Annotated in this window: 6 protein-coding genes; 3 read left to right on the plus strand and 3 right to left on the minus strand. The window is 38.8% G+C overall.

Annotated features, from left to right (window positions below):
- Positions 1 to 850: 850 nt before the first annotated feature.
- Positions 851 to 1,864: a sensor histidine kinase gene (locus ACFILZ_RS03980; protein WP_375610683.1), complete on the minus strand. Its 1,014-nt coding sequence runs from the start codon at positions 1,862 to 1,864 to the stop codon at positions 851 to 853.
- A gap of 22 nt (positions 1,865 to 1,886) precedes the next feature.
- Entirely contained in the window at positions 1,887 to 2,681 is a 795-nt protein-coding gene (locus tag ACFILZ_RS03985) for a response regulator (protein ID WP_375607013.1), read from the minus strand.
- A gap of 169 nt (positions 2,682 to 2,850) precedes the next feature.
- Between ACFILZ_RS03985 and ACFILZ_RS03990 the strand changes: the two genes are divergently transcribed.
- The 3 genes from ACFILZ_RS03990 to ACFILZ_RS04000 all read left to right on the plus strand — a co-directional run bounded on the left by ACFILZ_RS03990 (position 2,851) and on the right by ACFILZ_RS04000 (position 5,271).
- The gene (locus ACFILZ_RS03990; protein ID WP_375610684.1) at positions 2,851 to 3,054 is read left to right on the plus strand and encodes a NepR family anti-sigma factor; all 204 of its coding nucleotides are present in this window, start codon (positions 2,851 to 2,853) and stop codon (positions 3,052 to 3,054) included.
- Between the two features lie 7 nt (positions 3,055 to 3,061).
- Positions 3,062 to 3,616 carry an RNA polymerase sigma factor gene (locus tag ACFILZ_RS03995; protein ID WP_375607012.1) on the plus strand — a complete coding sequence of 185 codons (555 nt, stop codon included), beginning with the start codon at positions 3,062 to 3,064 and terminating at the stop codon, positions 3,614 to 3,616.
- Between the two features lie 224 nt (positions 3,617 to 3,840).
- On the plus strand, positions 3,841 to 5,271 hold the full coding sequence (locus tag ACFILZ_RS04000) for a sensor histidine kinase (protein WP_375607011.1): 1,431 nt from the start codon (positions 3,841 to 3,843) through the stop codon (positions 5,269 to 5,271).
- Between the two features lie 900 nt (positions 5,272 to 6,171).
- Here the strand turns inward: ACFILZ_RS04000 and ACFILZ_RS04005 are convergent.
- On the minus strand, positions 6,172 to 8,157 hold the full coding sequence (locus ACFILZ_RS04005; RefSeq protein WP_375610685.1) for a M23 family metallopeptidase: 1,986 nt from the start codon (positions 8,155 to 8,157) through the stop codon (positions 6,172 to 6,174).
- Positions 8,158 to 8,566 lie beyond the last annotated feature (409 nt).

Here is an 8,566-nt window from a genome sequence, read left to right on the forward strand (position 1 = left end):
TTCTATAGTGAATTAATCAAAGTCATAGGCTTGCACGTCATAAAAGGGTGTGTGTGTGGGCTTTATATTGGTGAGTAATATTTAAAAAAAGACTGAAATGCCTCTTATGGACGCTCTCAAAGGTCAACGGCTGTTGTAACATGAGAGACAAATGGTATGATGATGCTCAGCTACTACTTTTATGAAGTGAAAAGGGGTATGAAGGTAAAGAAGGACGTGGTGTAACAAGGGACGGGCTTGATGCTTCACTTTACGGGGGCTATTATATCTTATTTACAGATACTGTTTTGAAATGAGCGTGGATGCGCTGGGAAATATTAAAAAAGTGCGTGAATGAGGGACACAAATGTATTCTGTTTTAGGAAGCCCTATTGTAACTGAAGAGGATATCTCCATTAAAAAATGCGATAAATAAAAGCATAAAATGTGTAATTTACATCAATTAATTGCCGTTGTCGTGGATGCTTTAAGCCCGTAAAGCTGAGGAGTGATGATGGATATTAGCTTTACTTCTTGAAATTTCATATTCTGCCAAAATAAAATTATATACGCATTGCGAAAATTACACAAAAAGAGATGGGTAATAGGCTCGCTTTTATTTTGCATATAAAAGCTGAAACGGTTTGCTCTTAATCGTTTTAATATCTGTCTTAAAATAGCAGCTGTATGAGCGATAAAGGTTGATGAACAGGAAAGGGCTTTATGCGGCTTTAAGTTCTCATCGTTAAGGTTTGAGGAACTATAGAGGTTGGTTTAAAGAGGTTGGAAAATATCTTTGTGCTTAATAAACAGATGAGACATTTTGCTAAAAAAGGGGAAACTTCTCTTGTTCATTGTTTAAAATGCTCTTTTAAGAAAAAATATCAAAATAAGTATCAGGAACAGAGAGGCAATAGACAATTCCTTCTTGTGTCAATTTGAGAGAAGCTGAACCATTGACAGAAATGGGAACGATTTTTTCAAGAACAGCACTGCCAAAACAAGCTTTTATATTGTTTGTGGGAGAGACGCTGGATTCGAAATTTTCATGCCAAGTGATGATAAGTTGCGTTTTGCCATTCAGTTTTGTTTCGATTTCACAGCGTACACAGACACTACCCTTTTCTTGCGATAAAACACCAAAAGAAAGAGAATTGACAATCAATTCATGGAAAGCCAAACCAATATGCAAAGCGGCATTGGGAAAGAGGTAAGGATCGACGCCTTCAAGTGAAAAACGTTCTGTTTCTTTCATTAAATAGCCTAAAGCTTGCGTTTGGACCAATTCGCGAAATTGAGCACCACGCCAATCGGAATCAGTGATCAAATCTTGAGAATGAGAAAGAGAATGAAGACGACCTTGAAATTTTCGTAAAAAAACCTGAAGAGATTCAGTATAGCGGGCGGTTTGGCTGGCAATACTTTGAATGATCGCTAGAAGATTTTTAGAACGGTGACTGACCTCGCGAAGAAGGATTTTAAGCACTTGTTCACGGCGGCGTAAGCCGGAAATATTGACACCGGTGGTGATAATCCCAATAATGTCTTCGTTATCATTGCGGTGGCAATCAATAGAAAATTTGTACCAAATCTCTTGTTTATTTGTATCTTCAAAACGTGCTTCAACGGTTTGCATTTTGCCACTGGCTAAAACTTGCAGTTTGATGGTTTCCATATTGTCTGCAAGGTCAAGCGAAAAAAAGTCGCTGTCACGACACCCAACCCGCCATTTATGGTGCAAATGGTGCGGCAAGTTTTCAGCCCATAAATAAACCAGATTTGTTGCCTGATAGAGAACACAAATATCAGCACCACGAATCGCTTGCATGAGCGCACTCATGTGAGATCTATCCATGGGAGGCTTTGAAAGAGGCGTAACGATCATAATTTTAAGATGTTACTCTGTTCTAAGCCGCTTTAGAAGCATTCTCTTGAAAAAATAAAGCTTGGGAAATAAGCGCTTTCACCATATCAGGGTTAAAAGGTTTGGTCACTAAAAAAGTTGGTTCTGGACGCTCGCCGGTCAGCAGCCTTTCGGGAAAAGCCGTGATGAAAATTACCGGTATACGGTCATTTTTTAAAATCTCGTTGACCGCATCAATCCCTGAACTGTTATCGGCTAATTGAATATCAGCCAAAATCAACCGTGGTTTTTTCTTATGATACATAATGACAGCTTCATCACGCGTGCGCGCTATTCCTACAACATGATGACCTAGGCTTTCTACCATTTGCTCAATATCAAGTGCAATAAGAGGTTCATCTTCAATAATCATTACTTCAGTGGCAATTTGTTGAGAAATATCAATGGATGCTTGGTTGAGAAGTTTGCGAAATTCTTTCGTATCCAGATTCATGATTTCGCTGGCGTCTTGTTCATGAAATCCTTCAACGGCAATGAGCAAAAATGCTTGGCGTGCACGGGGCGTGAGATAGGATAATTTGGCACTGGTTTTTTGTTCAAGACCAAATTGGGGCAGGGGTTCAGGGATGTTTGGTGTGGTTTGGTCAAAAAGATGGCAAAAAAGCCAATAGGTACCAATTCGGTCAGTGGAGGCTTTGGGAAAAATGGAGATGTCGGCAATGAGTGCTTCCAACATCGCTGAAACATAAGCATCGCCAGAGGATTGGCTACCGGTGACAGAGCGGGCAAAACGCCGAAGATAGGGAAGATGCGGGGCAATGCGCGTTGATAATGACATAATTTATAACTCCTTTGACCTTTCAAGCATTTTGTTGGTTGAAATTCTCAACCGATAAAAAAGTTCCTTGATTTGTATGGAACTTTTTACCGACAGCTATATTTACAACCATAAGGCGAAAAAATTCTTCGCGGTGCTACCAATAATATATGGATTAGGGGGATGAAAAATGAACGACCGTGATGAAAAAAATCTCACCACACAATTTAGAGTTGGAGATGATCTTCTCGGGGTCAATAGCGAAATAGCACGGAAGTTACGTCAATTTTACATGGAAATTCAAGAAGAAGCACTGCCACGGTGTTTGCTTGAGCTTTTAGAGAAGTTGGAGCGCGCAGAGCAATTTGGCTTAAACAATGTGGAAAAGGTTTGAATCCTTTATGTCAAAGTGCGCGAAAAACTTTAAACAAGAACTCCTTTCTGTGTTGCCGGCTTTACGAGCTTTTGCTGTTTCTTTAAGTGGCAAGCACGATAAAGCCGAAGATTTGGTCCAAGATACTGTTATGAAGGCATGGGCTAAGCAAGATAGTTTTGAGATGGGAACTAATCTTAAAGCTTGGCTTTTTACCATTTTGCGCAATGAATTTTATAGTCAAATGCGTAAAAAGGGAAGAGAAGTTCAAGATACCGACGGCGTGTTTACTCAAAATGTCGCTGTTCATCCTGCTCAATATGGATCACTTGATTTGCAAGATTTCAAAAAAGCCTTAAATTTGCTTTCTGCCGATCAAAGAGAAGCCATTATTCTCATTGGCGCATCGGGATTTTCTTATGAAGATGCTGCGGCTATTTGTGGTTGTGCTGTTGGAACCATTAAAAGCCGTGTGAGCAGGGCGCGTAATCGATTACAAGAACTTCTTAATGTCAATGGTGAGTCTGATTATGGTCCTGATTCTTACTCAGCTGGAAGTACATTGTGTTCATTTAACGGCTAAAAAAGCATAATAATTATGATCGATAGCCTTGTTTTTTTTATTCCCGTTATAGCTATTACAGTAAAGTCAGTATCTGAGGGAATTCAGAAGTTTGGCGTGTATCTTTAAGAACACAAGAAAAGCCTGTATAAAACTTTCTCACGGGCTTTAGGTTTTATGTTCCATAAGGTTGCCTTCCTTTGTGCTGAAAAATGACGACTTTCAAGTTCGCCAATGGACATTCTATGACAACAAAAACAAATTTGATGCCTCAAATGCCTTCTTCTGATGCAACGATATCACGCTGGCGGTGGGGTGCGATTGTTGTTTCTCTTGTTATGGCTCTTTTGGCATCGGTTTTTATTATGTTGCTTTCAAATGCCGTTGATCGAGAAGTCGCACAGTTGAATACAAGTTCAGAATTGCGTGAACAGGCTGATTTGGTCCTTATTAGCTTGATTGATATGGCTGTTGCTGATCGCAGCTATGCAAAAACGCGCAAGGCGGAAGATAAAATACGTTTTGAAAATTCAGAACGGGAGTTGGGGAATATTCTCGACTATATCGCACTTATTGTTTATGCGCATCCGCAGTGGTATAAATGGTTTACGGCTTTTAAAGAAGAGGTTGAAGCACGAAAAGCCTTTATGAGTGCCCATATGCATGCTCTTGATGCGATTTCTGAACAACCTTCTCAACTTTCTCATGCGGACTCTTTGGAAGTATCAAAGATTCCTGTAGCACGTTTAGCGCAATTGATGACAAGTTTTATTAATGGGGATGATGTGGTGCGCCAAAAACAGCGCGAGGGTATCGCATTGATGCGTGCTGCTTTAACATTGGCAGCTATTGTTTCTGTTGTCAGTACTTTTGTTTCGGCCTATTTTGTTATTAATCGTTTTCATCGTGATATGCGCTCTTTAAAATTGTATCAATTGCTGCTTCATAGTGAAAATATCGCTCTGGAAGCCCGCGTGAAAGAACGAACACAAGAATTAGAAAGAGCACGCAATCACGCTGAAAAAGAACGCCAACGGGTTGAAATATTGTTGCAGGATGCAAGCCATCGCATTGGCAATTCTCTTGGGACGGTGTCTTCTTTGTTGGGGCTCCAGTTAAACCGAAGCAAAAATGAAGAGGTCCGTTCTGTTCTAGGAGCTGCACGTGATCGTATTCAGACAATTTCTACAGCACATCGTCGTTTGCGCTTAAGTGATGATATGGAAACGACACTATTGGCAGAGTTTCTCAGTTCTGTTGTGCATGATGTCGAATTGGCAGTCCCTTTTGAATTGCGTGAAAACATCACCATTCACACCAACTTTAAAGAGTGTCGCCTGTCTTCAAGAGATGCGACAACACTTGGAATTATTCTTGGTGAACTGCTGACAAATTCCTTAAAACATGCCTTTCCTGATCAACGGTCCGGTCATATTTATATCTCCTTTGGTCCCCAGAAAGATGGACAATTGATGCTCATTGTAGAAGATGATGGCGTGGGAATGAAAAGCCAAACTTTAAAACAAAAAACAGGACTTGGTCGTGTAGTCGTGGAACAGCTCTGTATGCAATTTGGTGAAAAACCTCTGTTTGAAACCTCTGCTTTAGGAGGTACAAAAATTGTCATTCCTTTGCCAAAACTTAGCATGAATAGTTCAAAAAAAAGCTCTGACTGATTTTTAAAAGGGTAAATTTTCTCTTTGCTCGTGGTAAGCTGCCTTTCATTCATCGTGAATGTATGGGGAGGGCATCTTTTCACAAGAAGGAGGAAAAATACGGCTTTATAGCGCGAACACATCACTCTTTAATATTAAAATCGATTGTCTTCAAGAGAAGCAACTTTGCTTCTTTATCTTTTGGTGTAATGTTTGATTTTCTCTCTTGTTGTTTTTTCGCTTTGTTTACTCCGATGATCAGCTTTCAAAATTCTCCTTTTTTGTATGTTTTATAGCTTTGAAGTGCTTAAGTTAAAATTTAAATTTATTTTGAATAAGTGCTCCTTTACGCTAATAATACTTATATTCGTAAGCTCTATTTCTTTGCGAATAGATTGTTTTTTCAAGTTTTATTATTTTTTGTAAGGGCTGTTAAAATTTTAAATATGGGGTGTTTTTGTAAAAGTGTGTAACGAATATTCTTAAGGTAAAACGTGCTCAGAAAGTTCATGAAACACTGTCCTTTAGGGTCATGAACAGCATAAGCATTCAATAGGTGGAATTTATTCAAAAAGAAGCCGGGTTGTTTATAGAATGATATGGGTTTTAGAATCTTCATCCTTTAGCGGGCACCTCTTTGATTTGAGATTTTATTGCATGGAAAACAAAGGGATTTTTATCGTTTTGATAAAATAAACAAGAAGAGTTAACCTTTTGGGGTTTCATATTTTTTACTTTTCTATTGTGCGTAAACCAGAAAAGGGGAGGGCGTTTTATTTTCAATCATTGTGATGCGACCTTGGGTGGTGGCATATTTCGGCGTATTCTTTAATAGATATTTAAAATGCGGAAATCTCTTTGAGAAAAGTAAGCGCTCAAGCATATTTTTTAGATGTTTTGAGTTGTAAAAAGGTAGATGCTTTAAGTTTCTTCGGAGGGTGCTATTGGGCTGTTGATCAAGGCATCAATGTTGTTTTTTTCTTGTAGGAATGTTTGTAGGTCTTGATTGGTTAAGGCTTTGCTATCCGGTATACGAATGCGCATGGGATCAACTTTGACGCCATTGACAATGATTTCAAAATGACAATGGGGACCGGTTGCCATTCCTGTTGATCCAACATACCCAATAATTTGTCCTTGTCGTACTTTCACGCCTGGTTTGATGTCTGGTGCATAACGACTTTGGTGTGAATAACTGCTAATATACCCATTGGCATGTTGAATTTCCGTATGATTTCCATAGCCGCCTGTTACACCTACTTTTGTGACAATACCATCTCCTACAGCAATAATGGGTGATCCTTTAGGAGCAACCCAATCAACACCCGTATGCATGCGAATATAGCCTAAAATAGGGTGTTTGCGTGGGCCAAAGGGAGAGCCAAAAATGCCATTTGGTGTGGGTTTGCGCAACAAGAAAGGTTTTGAACTTTTCCCTTCAGAATCATAATAATCAACGCTTCCATCTTTTAATTGATAACGGTAATATTTATAAGTTGTATTCCCAAAAGTGGCGCTAATATAACGAATTTCTGGATCAGTGTTCTTGGAGGGTTCTTTGGCTTTTAAGTTCTTTTTGCCGTTTTGGGTTTCTTTATCGCTTTGTGGTATGGCATAAAATATTTCAATCTGATCATTGGGGGTTATCTGGCTTTTCATATCAATATTGGTGGCAAGCAGACGAATAAGACGATGAGAGAGAGATTGTGATATATTATGGCTTAGCAAAGCACTATAGAGTGCATCATAAGCCGTTGGTAATTGCGCGCTATTGATATAAGAATGTGGAATACCATTTTGAAAAGCCGTTTTAAGTGCTTTAGACATTTTAGGCTCTGTGCTTTCAATGAATTGGCCTTTATCATTCAGGGCAATGGTGAGAATATGATGCATTCCTTGATAGATACTTGCGCGTACGAGATGGTCTTCTTCTCCCGCTTGTGTCACGATGCCAATGCGTAAAAGGCTTCCCTCTTTAAGGGTATCGGAAAGGCTTATTTTTTCTAGCGTTTTTACAACCTGGTCAATTTGCTTTTTTGTATAATTGGTTTTTTTGAAAGCATCGGCTATCGTTTGTTTTTTACGAATAGGAATAATATCTTCAACATAGTTTTTCGTCAGATCGATACGGTGACTTTGAGGAGAAACGGTTACATTTTCTTGAACGATTCGAACTTCAGGGGATTCTGTACCTTGGGAAGGGGAGGATACATCTTCTAATTTTAAAGGATCAATCAATGTGAGAACTGAAAGAAGTTCGGAGCTCTTTTCTAAAGTAAATCCAGCTTTTTGCACTTCTTGTTGTGCCTCTTCATCTGTCAATGTGTCAGTGTCATCAAAATCGAATTGATTTACCTTAAAATCATAGCTGCGTAAGGTGAGTTTTGTTTCGACCTTTGCTCCATAAATCTGTCCAGAATCTTGTAGTTTAGCGTTTTGATTTGTCGAATCATTAGCAAGAATGCTTAAAGAATCAAATTTTGGATAGCTATATTTCTGGGGGCGCTTTTCGGCTAAAGCCATACGAATCCATTCAAAATGTTGTGTTTGAATGACTTTTTCATCGCCTTTTTTTTGTAGAATCGATAATTCAAATTGACGTTTTTTGTCAAAGCTTTGCCGTGCATGGGTGGGAGAAATGCGATCACCTTTATAGCCATTGGCTTCAAGATCTTGTGATTCTGATAGGTTTTCTTGCGTAAACCATTGTGGAGGGGTTACCAATCGCTGTTGTTCATCAAGAGCCGTAAAAAGTGCAATACCCATAAGAATGCAGGAAGTGATTCCTGTCAGAATGGTTCCTGTAAGCCAACGAGCAGAGACCTGTCGGCGCGCAGGCCGCAAGCGCTTGACGACAAGAGCAGGGTCTTGTCCAGGATCGTTTTTTTGTTGTTCGTTATCCCACATAGATTTATAAGAGTACTTCTCAATATTAAATAAAGAAAGCTAGCTAGATAGCTTAGCATGCTTCTACAGGAATTTGATTCTTTTTACAAATTACAGATCATGCGAATTCTCTTTATACAGCAATGTCTTTATAAATCATACCTGTGTAGAGAAATCCTTTTGAATCAATATTAAAGTAAGGTAAAATAACCGCTCTTGAGATTAATTAATCCATGCATTTGATATTTTATGCCTTGCAATGGGGCGCTGTACTTTGACTTTAAAGGCGCTATGCACTCTTTGAATTTCTTCTGTTTTCATGTTTTATTTTTATACGCTTCTTATTTTGCCTATAATGTCTTGAAATACAACCAGTTGTTTACAATATTTTATTTTAAAAAAAATAAAAAATGATATTGACTCTTTGGTT

The organism is Bartonella sp. AP40SXNS (assembly GCF_042195825.1).
In the GTDB taxonomy this organism is placed as follows: Bacteria; Pseudomonadota; Alphaproteobacteria; order Rhizobiales; family Rhizobiaceae; genus Bartonella.